The sequence below is a fragment of the Megasphaera hominis genome, assembly GCF_014269395.1.
In the GTDB taxonomy this organism is placed as follows: Bacteria; Bacillota; Negativicutes; order Veillonellales; family Megasphaeraceae; genus Megasphaera; species Megasphaera hominis.
In genome coordinates this window covers 29,495-44,963 of record NZ_JACOGK010000018.1, presented here as the reverse complement: position 1 = coordinate 44,963, position 15,469 = coordinate 29,495, and the positions used below count along the sequence as shown (strand labels likewise).

Genomic DNA, 15,469 nt, shown 5'->3' with positions numbered 1-15,469 from the left:
TTTTTCTCCTTTCTATGCTAAGAGACTGCCTACGAGGCGTACACAGTCGGCGGCATCACTTGAATAGCCGTCGGCGCCGATTTCCGTCGCAAAGCTCGGCGTCACGGCAGCGCCGCCAATGATAATCTTGCCCGTGTAGTGACGTTTGGCCGCTTCGGCAATGACATCCTTCATGTGCATCATGGTCGTCGTCATGAGCGCCGACAAACCGACGATAGCCGCACCGGTGTCGATAGCCTTGTCGATGATCACCTGAGCCGGTACGTCCTTGCCCAGGTCGATGACGTCATAGCCGTAATTGCGCAACATGAGGGCTACGAGGTTCTTGCCTATATCGTGGACGTCGCCTTCGACAGTTGCAACGACGATAGCGGGCAGCTGCTTTTCGTCACCGCTCTTCTTGATTTGTGGTTCCAAATAATGAATGGCTGTTTCCATAGCGTTGGCACTGGCAATGAGCTGGGGCAGGAAATAGACCTGGTCGTTATAGAGCTGGCCTACCTGGGTGATGGCCGGGATGAGGAGGTCGTTGATAACCGCTTCCGGCGCCCTGCCCTTTTCTACTTCCGCCTTAGCGTAGGCCGTAATGAGTTCCTTTTCCCCTTCAAGGACGGCCTGATAGACAGGATTCTGTGGCGTAGTACCGGTCGTGACGGTCGTTGTTTTCTGCGTTTTTTCCGGTTTTTCTGTAGCCGTGCGGGTTTCTTCCTTTTGGGCAAAATACTGCATGCGGTTAATGTATTGCATGTCACTGCCGGGCCGGTTCATGAGCAGGTTAGCCGCAGCGGCAGCGTTCATGAGCAGGTCCTGGCCGGGGTTGGCAATAGCCATGGTCAGGCCGCTAGAAACGGCCATGGCCAGGAAAGTCATGTTGGCATAGATCCGTTCGGGCAGGCCGAAGGAAATATTGGAAAGACCGCACACGGTGGCTACACCCAGCTCGTCGTGGCAATAGTGGAAGGTACTCAGGCAATCGAGGCCCGCCGTAGGCAAGGCACCGACAGCGCCGACAAGGCCGTCGACGAGGATATCTTCTTTGGTAAGTCCTGCTGCCTGTGCTTTGGCCAGGATCTGCCGAAGTACAGCGTGCTTTTCCTCTACGGACTTGGGCAGTCCTGCATCCGACAAGGGCAGGAGAATAAACATGGCGCCATATTTCTTGGCTGCCTGAAGGAGGCGGTCGACTTTAGACGATTCGAGGGAAATGGAATTGATCAGAGCCCGGCCGGGATAGATACGCAGGGCCGCTTCGATAACTTCGGGATAGCTCGAATCGATGCAAAGCGGCAACGAAGAAACGCTGCCAACTTCGTAGATTGCCTTGATCATCATTTCCTTTTCGTCAATGCCGTTAGTCCCCATGTTGATGTCGAGAACGGCAGCACCGTCCTTTTCCTGCTGCCGTGCAAAGGCGCGCACCATAGCCAGGCTGCCACTGCGCAATTCTGCCTGGAGGGCCTTCTTCCCCGTCGGGTTGATGCGTTCGCCAATGACCTGGAAGGGACCGTCTAAAGGAATCGTGACGAGCTTTTGTTCTGACGTGAGAACCCGCTTTTTCGTTGTTCCAATAGGCTGTGGTGTGAGCCTACGGACCGTGTCGCTAAGGGCCCGGATATGTTCCACAGTCGTACCACAACAGCCACCGACAATGCGGGCACCGGCAGCGATGAGGAGTTCTGCGTCCCGGGCAAATTCTTCTGGCGTCGTGCGATAGACGGTCTGGCCGTTTTCTACTTCCGGCAGCCCTGCGTTTGGCTTAGCAATGATCGGCACGGTGGCATATTCATACATGGCTTTAACTGCCTCCACCATGTCGGCCGGACCGGTCGAGCAGTTCATGCCAATCGCGTCGGCACCCATTTCCTGCAGGACCACGACGGCCACTTCCGGCGGCGTGCCGTAAAGGGTGTGCCCGTCGGCTTCAAAGGTCAGCGTTACCATAATAGGCAGATCGCACGTTTCGCGAATCGCCAGGAGAGCCGCCCGCGTTTCCTGCAAGCTCATCATCGTTTCTACGACAAAGACATCGACACCGGCTTCCCATAAGACGCGGGCCTGTTCCTTGTAGACGCCGACTAATTCTTCAAAGGTCAGGTCGCCCATAGGATAAAGCTGCTGGCCCGTCATGGTCATATCACCGGCCACGTAGGCATGATCGCCGGCGGCTTCTTTTGCGAGCTGTACGAGACGCGTGTTGATTTCTGTCAGTCTGTCCGCCAGGCCATATTCGGCCAGCTTAATGCGGTTCCCAGTAAAAGTCGGTGCGTAGACAATCTGTGAGCCGGCTGCTACAAACTGGCGCTGTAACGTGAGAATCGCGTCAGGATGTTCCATAATCCATAATTCCGGGCACACACCTACAGGCATGCCTGCCTTTTGTAAATTCGTACCGGTTGCACCGTCTAAGACGACGATACCGCTCTTGATAAGCTGTTTAAATTCCTCTCTCGTCATATTGCTCCCCCTGCCGGGCCGGCAGCCAGTGTGCCAGCCATTGTTATATTGGTAGTTCTTATTATATCTGCTCTATGTCTAAAATTCCATATAGCGGATATACCGTTCTTGAAATTTCTCATCGTTACCCAAGATGATTTCTTCCGCCTCATGGGCCAGGCTTTTCATGCGCACCAGGGCCTCGTCTTCAACGAGGCTCCGTATGGCTCCGGCCAGGGCTGTATTGCCGGCCGCACAGGCTTTTTCTGCCCAAACCTGCGGAATGAGACCGATAGCCGCTGCTTTGGCTGCGTTCAGATAACAGCCGAAACCGCCGGCCAGGTATACCGTTTCTACAGCCTCTGCCGGCGTACCGGACGACGCGAGCAGCGTTTCTATGCCGGCCCGGATGGCTCCTTTTGCCATTTGTATTTCCCGTATATCCGCCTGTGTGAGGGCGATCGTCTCTCCTGCTGGAGTCACAGCCAAGGGAAAACCTGTAGCAAAATACGCTTCCTGTAACGTGCCATGCCGGTCGACAAGCCCTGCTTCGACCAGGGCTGCCATGGCTTCAATAATCCCTGTGCCACACAGTCCTTGGGCAGGCGCACCGTCAATTGTTTCTACGACTGGCTGCTTACCGGCCAGCTGCACATGGCTGATGGCACCGGCAACGCTGCTCATGCCCCAGCGCAGATGACCGCCTTCAAGGGCCGGCCCGGCAGCAGTAGAAGCCGTAAGCAGCCGGCCGGCCCGGCCTAAGGCCATTTCACCATTGGTGCCCAAGTCGAGGAAGAATGTCAACGCGTTTGTGCGATCCAGGTCCTGAGCGACGAGGCCGGCGGCGATGTCGGCGCCGACGTAAGTGCTAAGGCCCGGCAAGAGCGAGAGCGTACAGGTCGCCGTACAGGCCGGCTGCGCCCCCAGAAGGTCTGCTGCGGCGTAAGTCTCTCCGCCTAAGGAAACAGGCCGGAAGGGCCAGCTGCCGAGGCCCGCACAGGACCAGCCCATGAAGAGGTGCTCCATCGTCGTATTGCCGGCCAGAGTGATTTTTTCTACGGCGCCACAGGCGGCCGGGTATTTCTCCAAAAGCTCCCTCAGGAGGGCCTGCACACCATCGCGGCTGAGCCGTTGCAATGCGGCACCGTGGCCTTCATTGGCGGCCTGGATGCGGCTCACCACATCGGCACCAAAGCGACGCTGGCCGTTGCTGCAGGCCGCCGTGGCGACGATGATTCCTGTCTCTAAGGAGACGAGGGCCGCAGCCAAGGTGGTCGAGCCCATATCGATAGCTACGCCATAGGGGCCTCGGACTGCTGCCGTCACGGCAACAGCCTCTGCCCCTGCGGTCTGCATGACTTCCTTAGCAACAGACGGTACAAAGACCGTGACCGGCGCCTCGGCCCAAGCTGTACAGGCCAGACGCCAACCGGAAGCGAGTTCTGCCGCCGTAAATAGTTGCCCATCGGCGTCCGTCACGGCCAGCTGCCCCTGGCAGAGCCGCACGCGGCAGCGGCCGCACAGACCTTTGCCGCCGCACAGGGCATTCACAGCCAGTCCCTGTGCCATGAGGCTGTCCAGGAGCGGTCCGGGCGGACAGATGACGCGTTGTCCGTCCTCTGCTGCAACGTCCGAATGACGCTGGGGGCACCCCGTCTTAGGACACTGCCGGCAATCATGGTCTGCATGCCATTGTGACGGGTCAGAGCTGACGGCAAAGATCAGGCAGAGCGTTTTTTCCGGAATCAGCATGGCCTCCGGCGTAATAGAAAGGCCCAGGGTCCGCTTGGCATCGAGCAGTTCCCAGGCTGTGCGCTGTACAGCCAGAGGTACGTCGACACCGGCTTCGTGGCGTGCCGCTATACCGCACTGCTGTTCCTGACAAAAGGCGCGCAAAACAGGCTGCAGCTCTTTTTCAAAGGCAAAGAGACACTGATCAGCCAAGGCGCCCAGTAAGAGGGCCGCCGCCGTGTCACCGCTTTCACTAAGCTGCGTCTGCCTGCGGCACACAGCAGCCCCTAGTGTAAGCAGTACAAAAATGCAGGGTCTGCCGTCTTGCTCTGCCAGGGTAAAGGCTGCCTTAGGCCGTACGAGGCGCCGCAAAGGAGGCACAAGTTCCCGGCAGGCAGCCGCTGTCTTTTCCCAGCCCGGCGTACCTCGATGACAGCCCAACGCGCGCAGCACGGCTTCTATATCTGGTGCAACAGGCTTGCCGTTAATAATTCGTATGTCCATGGAATGGCCCCCTTTGCCTCTTTTTGGCGTCTATAATATATCTATCATATACTGAAACAAGCACCGAGACAAGACTATATCTATCGCCTGCAGCGATGGCAAAAGGGCCCCGCGTTATCCGTAAGGAATAACACGGGGCCCTTGCTGCAGGGTTTTATGTATAAACGGTTAGTTTTCTTTTTTATCTGCTCCTGCCGTAACGGTTTCCGGTGCCTTAGCAGCCGGTGTTTCTTCCGTCTTTGCCGCAGCCTGAACGGTTGTATCGGCAGGCTGTTCATCCTTATTTACTTCTTCCTTGAATTCGCGCATGCTCGTTCCCAAGGCCTTGCCCAAGCCGGCTACTTTCTTACCGCCGAAGAGAACCAGTACGATGACTAAAATCAGGATTAATTCCTGTGCTCCCAAATGCATGATCTATTCCTCCTTTTGCCGTTTCCTCTAGTATACTCCTTAGAGCAAAGCGGCTGTCAAGCAGAAAGACTATTCTTTACACGCTTTATACAGGCAGGAGACCTAAGAGCCCCAGAGCCAGACCGGCCACACCGGAACCGACGAGGACCGTAATGACGCCGACCTTGCGGCGCAGGCAGAAGACAGAACCTGCCAGGATAAAGACGGCTGCCAGGCTGTACGTGCTCCAGTCCGTCGGGATATCGTCGACATTCCAGATAGCGAGCCAAATGAAGCTCAGGCTGGCCGCACAGATTAGGGAAACGACGGCCGGACGCAGGCCATTGAGGGCACCGCGGATGGGGCCGATGTTGCCGTATTTAAGGAATACATAGGCCAAGATAATGCCCAAGAAGAACGACGGCGTCACAAAGCCCACTGTCGCAGCAATAGCCCCGCCAACACCGGCAATTTTCGTTCCCACAAAGGTTGCCGCGTTGATGCCGATTGGGCCCGGTGTCATCTGAGAAATAGTAAAGATATTAACGAATTCACTCATGCTCAGCCAATGATACGTATCGACGACACTGGCCTGAATGAGCGGCATGGAGGCATAACCGCCACCGACGCAGAAGGCGCCGACCTTGCAAAATTCCCAAAAGAGAAGTAAGTAAATCATCGTAGTCCGCCTCCTTAGTTATACTTGGCTGCTCTCATGAAGAAGAGGCCAATAATTCCATCGATGAGGATAAGATACATGATGTTCAGGTCAAAGACGACGCTGCCGATGAAGGTAGCGATAATGATGAGGGCCGGCAAAAGCTGTTTCCGCTTGCACTGCTTGACCAGCATGTCGATGCCCACGTTGACGATAAGGGCCGTAGCGCCGCATTGCATGCCCCGCAGGATCATCTTGATGATGGTGCTCTGGATGAAGAAATCGTAGCAGTAGGCAATGATGCTCAGCGTAATGAGCGGCGGCAGAACTGTCGCCAAGAGGGCGGTCAGGGTTCCTAAGATACCGGCCATGCGGTAGCCCAGGATAATGGCGCTGTTACAGGCGACGACACCAGGCATGGCCTGGGCGATGGCTACCATATCGAGCGTATCCTTATCGGTAATCCAATGGTATTCATCTACATACTTAGCTTTCAAAAGCGGAATAATGACGTAGCCCCCGCCGACAGTAAATGCGCTGATAATAAATGTCGATTTAAATAAGATCCAGAAAAAGTGCGCATCCCGCTGTGGATGTTCGAGGACAAATTCTTCTTCACTCATCGTGAAAGACCTCCTTTAATATACTTACCCTTATCATACCACACATAACACATTATTTTGTAATACTCTTTTGCACATGACGACAAGCCAGATAGGCACAGCGGCCGACGAGAATGCCAAGGATGGCGCCGGCCAGGACATCGCTGGGAAAATGCATGAACAGATACAGGCGGGAAAAGGCCACCAAAAGGGCTACGCCATAGGCCACCTGGCCGAGGCGGTGATTCCAGCCGTAAATAGCAGTGGCACCGCTAAAGAAGAAAAAGGAATGTCCCGACGGGAAGGAATAGCTGTGCAGCGACGGCAGCGGCATGAGGAGCGGCGCATCGGACAAGAGGAAGCACGGCCGCGTACGCATAACCACATGCTTCAAAGCACCATCGCCGATAAGGACAGCCGCGCCTACGGCGACGATCACGGTCACGACGAGCCAGCGGCTCCGCTTTTGCCAAAGGCCGGTAATGCCAACAGCCAGCCATAACCACAGGCAATTGATGAGTGTCGTCAGGGAGACGATAAAGCGGTTCATCACCGTGCTGCCTACACTTTGATGCAGCCAATACAACGTACTAATATCCAAATGTGTCAACCAATCCATACAAGCCTTCCTCTCACTTTCTTTTCTGTTTCTATAGGCATTATAGCAGGAAATATGATATATTAAAAATATCTGTTAAATCTAGTTACCATATATTTTGAATATATTTTGAGAGGTGTTTTAACATGGATTTACGACAACTCAGATATATCATTGCTATTGCCGAAGAGGGCCAGATCACAGCGGCGGCCAAATGGCTCCATATGGCCCAGCCGCCCTTAAGCCAGCAGGTAAAAGCGTTAGAAGAGGAACTGGGTACGGCCCTTTTTAAACGGGGGCACCGCCACATCGAATTGACTGAAGCAGGCCAGCTCCTTTATACGCGGGCCCGGCAAATACTGGATCTGTCCGACGCGACAGAGCGGGAAATTGCGGACTTGCAGCATGGCCTGCGGGGTACCCTGAAGGTCGGCACCGTATCGAGTTCCGGCAGTATCATCCTCAGCTCGGCTATGCAGGATTTCCATAAAAGCCATGGAGAAATCCATTTTGAAATACATGATGGCAATACCTTTACCATTATCGATATGCTCCAAAAAGGGGTAATCGAACTGGGTCTCGTGCGCACGCCCTTTAAACACGAATTATTTCATTGTAAGATGCTCGCACAGGAGCCCATGATCGCTGCCCTGACCGGCGACCTGGATTGGTGCCCTGACCGAGATACCATTTCCTTTTCCGAACTGGCCGGCAGACCCCTTATCATTTATCGCCGCTTTGCCCAGCTCCTGAGTGATACCTGTGCCGTCTATAATTTTACGCCTACTTTATTTTGTCAAAACGACGATGCCCGCACGACCATTCTTTGGGCCAACGCCGGTCTGGGTATTGCCATTACACCGGCGTCAGCGTTCCAGCTGGCGGCGCACGACCGGCTGCATTACAAAATCATCGATGAGCCCCGCTTATATACGAGTATTGCCGTCATTTGGATGAAAAACCGCTATCTTTCCAGCCTGGCCGAAACATTTATTAAAGAACTCAAATTATGAGTATTCAGGTATTGATTTATGTGCAGGAATCATCTATAATAAGCGTATAAATAACAAATAATTGTAATCCATTAATATTTCATTTCAGTTGATATGCAAGGGGTGGTATATATGGAATCGTTAATCAAGGCCTATGCGGCACGCCGCACGAACTATACCTTAGGCAAAAACGTATCCCTTTCCCAGGAAGAAATTATTGAAAAGGTCCAGGCTGTCGTCAAGGAAATTCCTTCAGCCTTTAATATGCAGTCCGGGCGGATTATCCTCGCCTTTGGCGCCAAACACGATGCTATCTGGCAGATTACCAAAGAAACGCTGCGCAAGGTAGTACCGGCTGAAGCCTTTGCCAAGACTGAAGCCAAAATTGATTCCTTCGCTGCTGCTTATGGTACGGTCCTCTATTACGATGATACGGCTGTGGTCAAAGCCATGCAGGAACAAAATCCCTTGTATGCAGCCAATTTCCCCATTTGGGCCCAGCAGGGCAACGGCATGATCCAGTTTGCCTTATGGACGCTCTTTGCCGATTTAGGCTTAGGCGCTAACCTGCAGCACTATAATCCTCTCATTGATGAAGCCTTGCAAAAAGAATTTTCCGTTCCCGATACGTGGCAATTGATCGGACAGATGCCCTTTGGACAACCACAGGCCTATCCGGATCCCGTCAAAAAATTGCCCATCGAAGAACGTGTAAAAATATATCAGTAAGTAAGGAAGACCCTATTATATTGTTCTTTTTATTACGGAGGTGTTTTTACAATGAATACGCAGATTCAGGAATCCTATAATTTATATATTAACGGCCAGTGGGTACCCGCCAGTGACGGCAAGACCTTCAAAGCCTATAACCCGGCTAACGGCGACGTCCTTTCTACCTGTGCCGAAGCGACGAAAGAAGACGTCGATACAGCAGTTGCAGCAGCCCACGAAGCATTGCGCACGTGGCGTCTCGTCGAACCCATAGAACGGCAGAAAATTCTGCTCAAAATCGCCGACATTATCGATGAAAACAAAGAACATCTGGCCATGATTGAAACGCTGGATAATGGCAAACCGATCCGCGAAACGCTGAACGTCGATATTCCGGCTGCTGCCGATCATTTCCGGTACTTCGCTGGTGCCATCCGTACACAGGAAGGCCGGGCAGTCATGCTCGACAACAACACCATGAGCATCGTGCTCCACGAACCGATCGGCGTTGTCGGCCAGATTGTTCCCTGGAACTTCCCGTTCCTCATGGCCGCCTGGAAATTAGCTCCGGTCCTGGCTGCCGGTTGCACGACCGTCATCAAACCGTCGAGCAGCACGTCCCTGAGTGTCCTTGAATTGATGCGCCTCATTGGCGACGTCGTTCCGGCTGGTGTAATCAACGTCATTACCGGCAAAGGCTCCAAATCGGGCCAGTATCTCCTCGATCATCCGGATCTGCAAAAGCTCGCCTTTACGGGTTCAACAGAAGTCGGCCGTGGCGTATACAAGGCTGCAATGGATAAATTGATCCCGGCCACACTGGAATTAGGCGGCAAATCGGCGAACATCTTCTTTGAAGATGCCAAATGGGATATGGCTATGGACGGTGCCCAGCTGGGTATCCTCTTCAACCAGGGCCAGGTATGCTGCGCCGGTTCCCGTATTTTTGTACAGGAAAGCATTTACGATAAATTCGTCAATGAACTGGCTGCCCGCTTCCAGCGCGTCAAGGTAGGCCTGCCTTGGGATCCGGAAACACAGATGGGCTCCCAGATCAACGAAGCTCAGGTCAAAAAGATTCTGGACTACGTAGAAATTGGCAAGCAGGAAGGCGCCCGCCTCGTTTGCGGTGGTGAACGGGCTACGGAAAACGGTCTGGACAAAGGCTGCTTCATTAAACCGACCATCTTTGCTGACGTGAAGAACGACATGCGCATTGCCCAGGAAGAAATTTTCGGGCCTGTTGTCTGCATCATCCCCTTCAAAGACGAAGCAGATGTCATCGCTATGGCGAACGACAGCGAATACGGTCTTGGCGGCGGCGTCTGGACCCGTGATATCAACCGTGCGATCCGCGTATGCCGGGCTATTGAAACAGGCCGTATGTGGGTCAATACGTACAACAGCATTCCTGCCGGTGCACCGTTCGGCGGCTACAAGCTCTCCGGTATCGGCCGTGAAACGGATAAGATCATCCTCGAACACTACACACAGACCAAGAATATTATGATCAATCTTTCCGAAAAGCCATCGGGCTTATATGAAAGCTAACACCACTCTCTCTTCCTTATAAAAATCCCGTCCCGAACAGTTCACCTCACTGTCTGGGACGGGATTTTGATTTTCCGTTTAAAACGATACCGGTTTAGGTTCCCGGTTGTGATAGGTGCGATACAGCATGACGCTGGCACTTAGTAAAAACGCAGCCGCTACAAAGAATACGGAACGCATGCCCCACCACGTCGCTACTATACCGCCTAAGAGCGGACCGGCAATGGAGCCGAGCTGTTGGGCCGTAAAAAGGAGCCCATAAATCCGTCCTTTAAAGTTAGACGGCGTATGCTGGGCCATAATGGCGTTGAGGGACGGATTGATACCGGAAAAGAAAAGGCCGCTTATAAACTGCGTCGCTGCAAACAGCGTCAGCGTACACGGCAGGCCTTGTACCATCATCCAGCAGCCCGTCAAAACTAAAGACCACATAAGGGTACGGATAAATCCTCTCCGCTGGCCAATGCGTCCCCAAACGGGAGCTGCAAAGGCGCCGGAAATACCGGCCAGAGAAAAGATCAGGCCCGTAACGAAGGTCAGATTTGGCAAATCCCCTGCTAATGATGTAATATACGTAGAAAGGATAGGCTGCAAAATAAATATGACCATCTGAATTAAAGCGCCGCATAAGAGCATATTGCGAATGAGCGGTACCCGTAAAACCGTGAATTGGGAAAGAATCCCGCCGCTGTCTGTCTGATGTACCGTGCCTCTATCCGGATCCGGCGGTTCTTTGATAAAGAAAATGAACATGAGTCCATTTAAAAACAGAAGTCCTGCTGCAATAAAAAAGGAATAGCGCATGCCGAAGAGCTCAGCCAGTGTACCCCCGATGAGAGGGCCTACTACGCTGCCGGCAGTCATGACGCCCTGCATGGTGCCCAGACAAAAGCCAAGCTTTTCCTTCGGTGCGTACAAGGTCATAATGGCCAAATCCATAGGCCATAACCCATAGGCAAAGCCCTGGAGAAGACGCATGAGTACGAGCTGTTCCGGTGACGTGACGAGACCGCCACAAAAATAACTGAGGGACAAAAAGAGACACGAGCGGATGGCCATGGGCCGCTTGCCCCGCGAGTCGGCCAGTTTTCCCCAAACCGGTGCCATAATCGTACTGACGACGAAGGTCGCCGAAAAGACCAGGCCGGACCAGACGTGCACATCAGCAGCACTGACACCTAATTCATCGGTCAAATAAAGCGGTAAAAATGGAATAAGCATGGTGTAACTAAAAGACATAAAGACGATATTACAAACCAGTATACCAAGCACCAGTTTCCAGTTCACAAAATCCCCCCTCTTACTTCTCAAATCATACGCTATTAGTATACCTGTTTTTCATGATAAAAGAAAATAAAAAAGGAGATTCCCCATGAAAGAAATAACTATTTTAGGCAGTACCGGTTCCATCGGTACGCAAGCCTTAGAAGTCATCGCAACCAATCCGGATACCCTGCACGTACGCGTTCTTGCCGCACGGCACAATGCAGAGCTCATGGCCCAACAAATACGTCGTTTTCAGCCGGATTTTGCCGTCCTGACGGATAAAGAGGCAGCCCATAAGCTGCAGCAGCAACTGGGAACAGCCTGTGACATATTGAGTGGCGAAGAAGGCCTCATAGCAGCCGCTACGTATGGCCCTGTCGATACCGTCCTCGGCGCCATCGTCGGCTATGCAGGCCTGCAGCCCGTTCTGGCCGCGATCCAGGCCGGTAAAGACATCGCCCTGGCCAATAAAGAAACACTCGTTGCTGCCGGCCACCTGATCATGGAAGCCGCTACAGACAAGGGCGTACACATTCTCCCTGTAGACAGCGAGCACAGTGCCATTTTCCAGTCCTTGCGCGGCGGCAGCCACAGTGAAGTGAGCAAACTGATTCTCACTGCATCAGGCGGACCCTTTCGCGGCTACACGAAGGAACAACTACGTCACGTAACACGCGAGCAGTGTCTGAAACACCCGAACTGGAACATGGGGCCTAAGGTAACCATCGACAGCGCTACGCTGGCCAATAAAGGCCTGGAAGTCATGGAGGCCCACTGGCTCTTCGACATGCCCTATGAACAGATCGAAGTCGTCATTCATCCCCAGAGCATCGTCCATTCTCTGGTAGCCTTCTGTGACGGTGCCGTCATAGCCCAATTAGGCCTGCCTGACATGCGCCTGCCCATTCAATACGCTTTGTCCTGGCCACAACGTTACCACTGCTCGTTTGGCCAGCTCGATTTGGTACAGGCCCGTGCGCTGACCTTTGAGGCTCCCGATACAGAAGCCTTTCCGGCCCTGAAACTCGCCATTGACTGCGGTAAAGCAGGCGGTACCTACCCGTGCGCCTTTAACGCCGGCAATGAAGCCTGCGTCCAGGCCTTTTTGCAAGGAATCATCGGCTATAGCGATATTCCCGTTCTCCTAGCCCGCATCATAGAAGAACACCAAAGCATCAGTTCTCCCAGTCTGGACGAAATTATGACTACGGACCGGGACGTACGAAAAAGAGCCTCCCAATTATGGAAGGCCCTTTAACCGATTCCGAATCGCCGTATGATCAGCCAATATTAGCTTTACACATGTCTTCTTCGGCCATCATTTCCTGTTCATTTGCAATACGAGTTGTTTCTTTGCACATCTTAGAAATGCTTTTCAAAATGACTTTGCTATGATTGTAGAAATATTTACCTGCTGGCGTTAATACAAAGGTCCGGTTTTTACGGACGATCAAGGCAACTCCCAGGCAACGTTCAAGTGCCTGTATTTGCTGGGAAATTGCAGATTGAGAAATATTACACTCATAAGATGCTTTGGTAAAACTGTGTTGATCCACAACTGTCACATAGTATTTCATCTGTCTGTAAAGCATAGTTACCCCTCCTGTAGGTATAGAATTTTCCCTTATCATATACCGCTCTCGTATGGTTCAATCCGTTATCTTTCCTTCCCCAAAAAATAGCGGTCTCATCCATAGGTCCCACAATGATGCGTGTATATGCGGCATGTCAGAGAGCACTGACAGTGCCGGGTAATAAAAACAGAAACGCATGCCATGAACAGGTTTGGCAATTCATCTGTTTAATTTATTATATCATATAAGGTTTGATTTATAAATATTTTTTCTGATTAATATAATATAAATTATTGATACTTTTAGCTAATAAGAATATACTATATTTTATATTTTTTATTCAGCACTAAAAGCAGGAAATATGCTATATTAATCCATATTTTCTCTTTGTTTTTTTGATACAATGAATAATCATTACAGTATATCTGCGGAACCTTACAGAAATTTTACAATTATAGACGGAATTAGTCTGATATTTATTTTTTATGTTATAATTTATTTATTTTTACAATGTGACCGTGAACGTGATAATTCCATTTTTATAGGCCACGCTGATCGATCCTTTTAGGAGCTGGACCAGTTCTTCTGCCATAGAAAGGCCGATACCATAGCCGGCCTGATCACTATTGTGGGACTCATCACCACGATAAAAGCGTTCAAAGAAACGGGTGTAGTCTACATCCTTGCCGGCAGCATATTGGTTGGAAACAGTAAGGACGGCACCTTTACCCAGTTTTTTCCCGCTCAGCGTCACCTGTACGGTACCCTGGTCATCACAGTACTTGACGGCATTATCCAAAAGGATACTGACAATTTCATAGAGACATTTCTGATCGGCAGTCACGTGAATTCCCGGGCGTATTTTGGCAGTCAGTGTTTTTTCCTGATCCTTGGCCAGGGCGTCAAAGGCCTGGACGGCCGTCTGCACCTGCTGGGACACGTCTAAATCGACCAGGGTGATATCGGCCAGAGAGCGTTCCCCCATTTTAGAGAGCATGATCAGGTCATTAATAAGCTGTGACTGCCGCCGCACTTGCTTTAAAATATTATCCGTCCACTGGCTCTTGCCGTTCAGCATTTCAATAGCTTCCGTATTAGCCGATATGATTGCAATAGGTGTTTTTAATTCATGACCGGCATTGGTAATAAACCGTTTCTGGTTTTCCATATTGCGCACAAAGGGCCGCATAGCGACACTCGACAAGGCTGCTACGATGAGCACATATAAGATGATGACAATCAGGCCAAACCAAAAGGAATAGCGCAGCATATGATTAATGGATAGAATATTTTTTGTACAGTCCAGTACAATCAGAAGACGCGAGCCGTCGGGCAGGTCCTTGCGCAAATAGGCATAAATGGCCTTGTCCTTATTTAAAAAGCCCGATGCAGAACTGAGCGCTGCTGTCTTATCGGCATAGGCTACGGCTTCGGCTATGGTAAAAGCGGCGGTATGGCTGATATCTACTTTTTCTACGTCGCGCTGGGGTCCCCAGAGAACAGAAAAATAGCGTACCTGATATAAAAAATCAGGTGTACTGGTAATCCAGTCATCGCCGTTGAGTATTTTATTGACAGCGGACCAATCGTCAGCATCCCGCTGAATTTTACGGCTGTCCGGCAAGGTACCGCCATTATCGGCAATCGCCGTAATAATACCTTCGATTTCTGACGTTTCGTGTATATAAACAGTGGCATTGAGGAGTGCCAGGGCACCGACGACGATCAAAATGACCGCCAGCGTACCGGCCAGGATAAATTTGCGATGCAGCTTGCTAATCATATTCATGGCCTTACCTCCTTACCAGACGGAACGTACCACCTTCCTCGCCATCAATCGAAATATCGGCATCAATGGCCAGCAGCTTTTCCCGCAAATAGGATACGTAAATCCAGACGATTTTACCGTCTTCTTCCTCTTCCTGCCAAATGCGGCTGAGAATTTCTTCGGTCGTAAATTCTTTTTCTTCATTGAGCATAAAGAGCTGCATGAGTTTCGTTTCCTTAGCAGACAGGCGCACGGAATTCGTACAGCGCAATTCCTGTTCTTCTATGTTGAGAGCGACAGAACCACTCTGTAGCTTTTGTGGTGTAAATGACGTAGAGCGGCGGGTCATAGCACGGATGCGGGCCAGGAGTTCGGCCATAGCAAAAGGTTTGGTAAGATAATCATCGGCACCGGCATCGAGGCCCGTGATGCGGTCAGACACTTCTGCCTTGGCCGTCAGCATGATTACCGGCGTTACGTCACCGCTTTCCCTGATTTGCTGCAACGCCTGGACGCCGTCCAATTTGGGCATCATAATATCGAAAATCATACAGTCATACGTATTATGCGCCGCCATTTCGACAGCTGCTTCGCCGTCGTAGACGGGATCTACGTCATAGCCGGAATGAGTTAAAATGGCAACCAGAGCCGCCGACATGTCCCGTTCATCTTCAGCAAGTAACAGTCTCAT

The 15,469-nt window shown here is 51.7% G+C and carries 14 protein-coding genes; 4 read left to right on the top strand and 10 right to left on the bottom strand.

The window, feature by feature from the left end; translation table 11 throughout:
- Positions 1-12 precede the first annotated feature (12 nt).
- The 6 genes from H8J70_RS07170 to H8J70_RS07145 all read right to left on the bottom strand — a co-directional run bounded on the left by H8J70_RS07170 (position 13) and on the right by H8J70_RS07145 (position 6,937).
- Positions 13-2,454, bottom strand: a complete 2,442-nt coding sequence (locus tag H8J70_RS07170) for a homocysteine S-methyltransferase family protein (RefSeq protein WP_186503182.1) — start codon at positions 2,452-2,454, stop codon at positions 13-15.
- Positions 2,455-2,532: 78 nt separating this feature from the next.
- Positions 2,533-4,668, bottom strand: a complete 2,136-nt coding sequence (locus tag H8J70_RS07165) for an ASKHA domain-containing protein (protein ID WP_186503181.1) — start codon at positions 4,666-4,668, stop codon at positions 2,533-2,535.
- 168 nt (positions 4,669-4,836) lie between these two features.
- Positions 4,837-5,079: a twin-arginine translocase TatA/TatE family subunit gene (gene tatA, locus H8J70_RS07160; RefSeq protein ID WP_186503180.1), complete on the bottom strand. Its 243-nt coding sequence runs from the start codon at positions 5,077-5,079 to the stop codon at positions 4,837-4,839.
- A gap of 85 nt (positions 5,080-5,164) precedes the next feature.
- Complete coding sequence (locus H8J70_RS07155) at positions 5,165-5,737, bottom strand: chromate transporter (protein ID WP_186503179.1); 573 nt, start codon at positions 5,735-5,737, stop codon at positions 5,165-5,167.
- A gap of 14 nt (positions 5,738-5,751) precedes the next feature.
- Positions 5,752-6,339 carry a chromate transporter gene (locus tag H8J70_RS07150; protein WP_186503178.1) on the bottom strand — a complete coding sequence of 196 codons (588 nt, stop codon included), beginning with the start codon at positions 6,337-6,339 and terminating at the stop codon, positions 5,752-5,754.
- Between the two features lie 52 nt (positions 6,340-6,391).
- Positions 6,392-6,937 carry a phosphatase PAP2 family protein gene (locus H8J70_RS07145; protein WP_186503177.1) on the bottom strand — a complete coding sequence of 182 codons (546 nt, stop codon included), beginning with the start codon at positions 6,935-6,937 and terminating at the stop codon, positions 6,392-6,394.
- 125 nt (positions 6,938-7,062) lie between these two features.
- On the opposite strand from H8J70_RS07145, the gene H8J70_RS07140 reads away from it, so the two are divergent.
- The 3 genes from H8J70_RS07140 to H8J70_RS07130 all read left to right on the top strand — a co-directional run bounded on the left by H8J70_RS07140 (position 7,063) and on the right by H8J70_RS07130 (position 10,170).
- Complete coding sequence (locus H8J70_RS07140) at positions 7,063-7,929, top strand: LysR family transcriptional regulator (RefSeq protein WP_186503176.1); 867 nt, start codon at positions 7,063-7,065, stop codon at positions 7,927-7,929.
- Positions 7,930-8,040: 111 nt separating this feature from the next.
- Positions 8,041-8,637: a nitroreductase family protein gene (locus H8J70_RS07135; protein WP_186503175.1), complete on the top strand. Its 597-nt coding sequence runs from the start codon at positions 8,041-8,043 to the stop codon at positions 8,635-8,637.
- Between the two features lie 51 nt (positions 8,638-8,688).
- Positions 8,689-10,170 carry an aldehyde dehydrogenase family protein gene (locus H8J70_RS07130; RefSeq protein ID WP_186503174.1) on the top strand — a complete coding sequence of 494 codons (1,482 nt, stop codon included), beginning with the start codon at positions 8,689-8,691 and terminating at the stop codon, positions 10,168-10,170.
- Positions 10,171-10,248: 78 nt separating this feature from the next.
- On the opposite strand, the gene H8J70_RS07125 is transcribed toward H8J70_RS07130, so the two are convergent.
- Positions 10,249-11,457: an MFS transporter gene (locus H8J70_RS07125; protein WP_186503173.1), complete on the bottom strand. Its 1,209-nt coding sequence runs from the start codon at positions 11,455-11,457 to the stop codon at positions 10,249-10,251.
- An 85-nt stretch (positions 11,458-11,542) separates the two neighbouring features.
- On the opposite strand from H8J70_RS07125, the gene H8J70_RS07120 reads away from it, so the two are divergent.
- On the top strand, positions 11,543-12,694 hold the full coding sequence (locus tag H8J70_RS07120) for a 1-deoxy-D-xylulose-5-phosphate reductoisomerase (protein ID WP_186503172.1): 1,152 nt from the start codon (positions 11,543-11,545) through the stop codon (positions 12,692-12,694).
- Positions 12,695-12,716: 22 nt separating this feature from the next.
- On the opposite strand, the gene H8J70_RS07115 is transcribed toward H8J70_RS07120, so the two are convergent.
- From H8J70_RS07115 to H8J70_RS07105, 3 genes are all read right to left on the bottom strand, one after another.
- On the bottom strand, positions 12,717-13,028 hold the full coding sequence (locus tag H8J70_RS07115; RefSeq protein ID WP_186503171.1) for a LysR family transcriptional regulator: 312 nt from the start codon (positions 13,026-13,028) through the stop codon (positions 12,717-12,719).
- Positions 13,029-13,515: 487 nt separating this feature from the next.
- The gene (locus tag H8J70_RS07110) at positions 13,516-14,799 is read right to left on the bottom strand and encodes a sensor histidine kinase (RefSeq protein WP_186503170.1); all 1,284 of its coding nucleotides are present in this window, start codon (positions 14,797-14,799) and stop codon (positions 13,516-13,518) included.
- A gap of 4 nt (positions 14,800-14,803) precedes the next feature.
- Complete coding sequence (locus tag H8J70_RS07105; RefSeq protein WP_186503169.1) at positions 14,804-15,469, bottom strand: response regulator transcription factor; 666 nt, start codon at positions 15,467-15,469, stop codon at positions 14,804-14,806.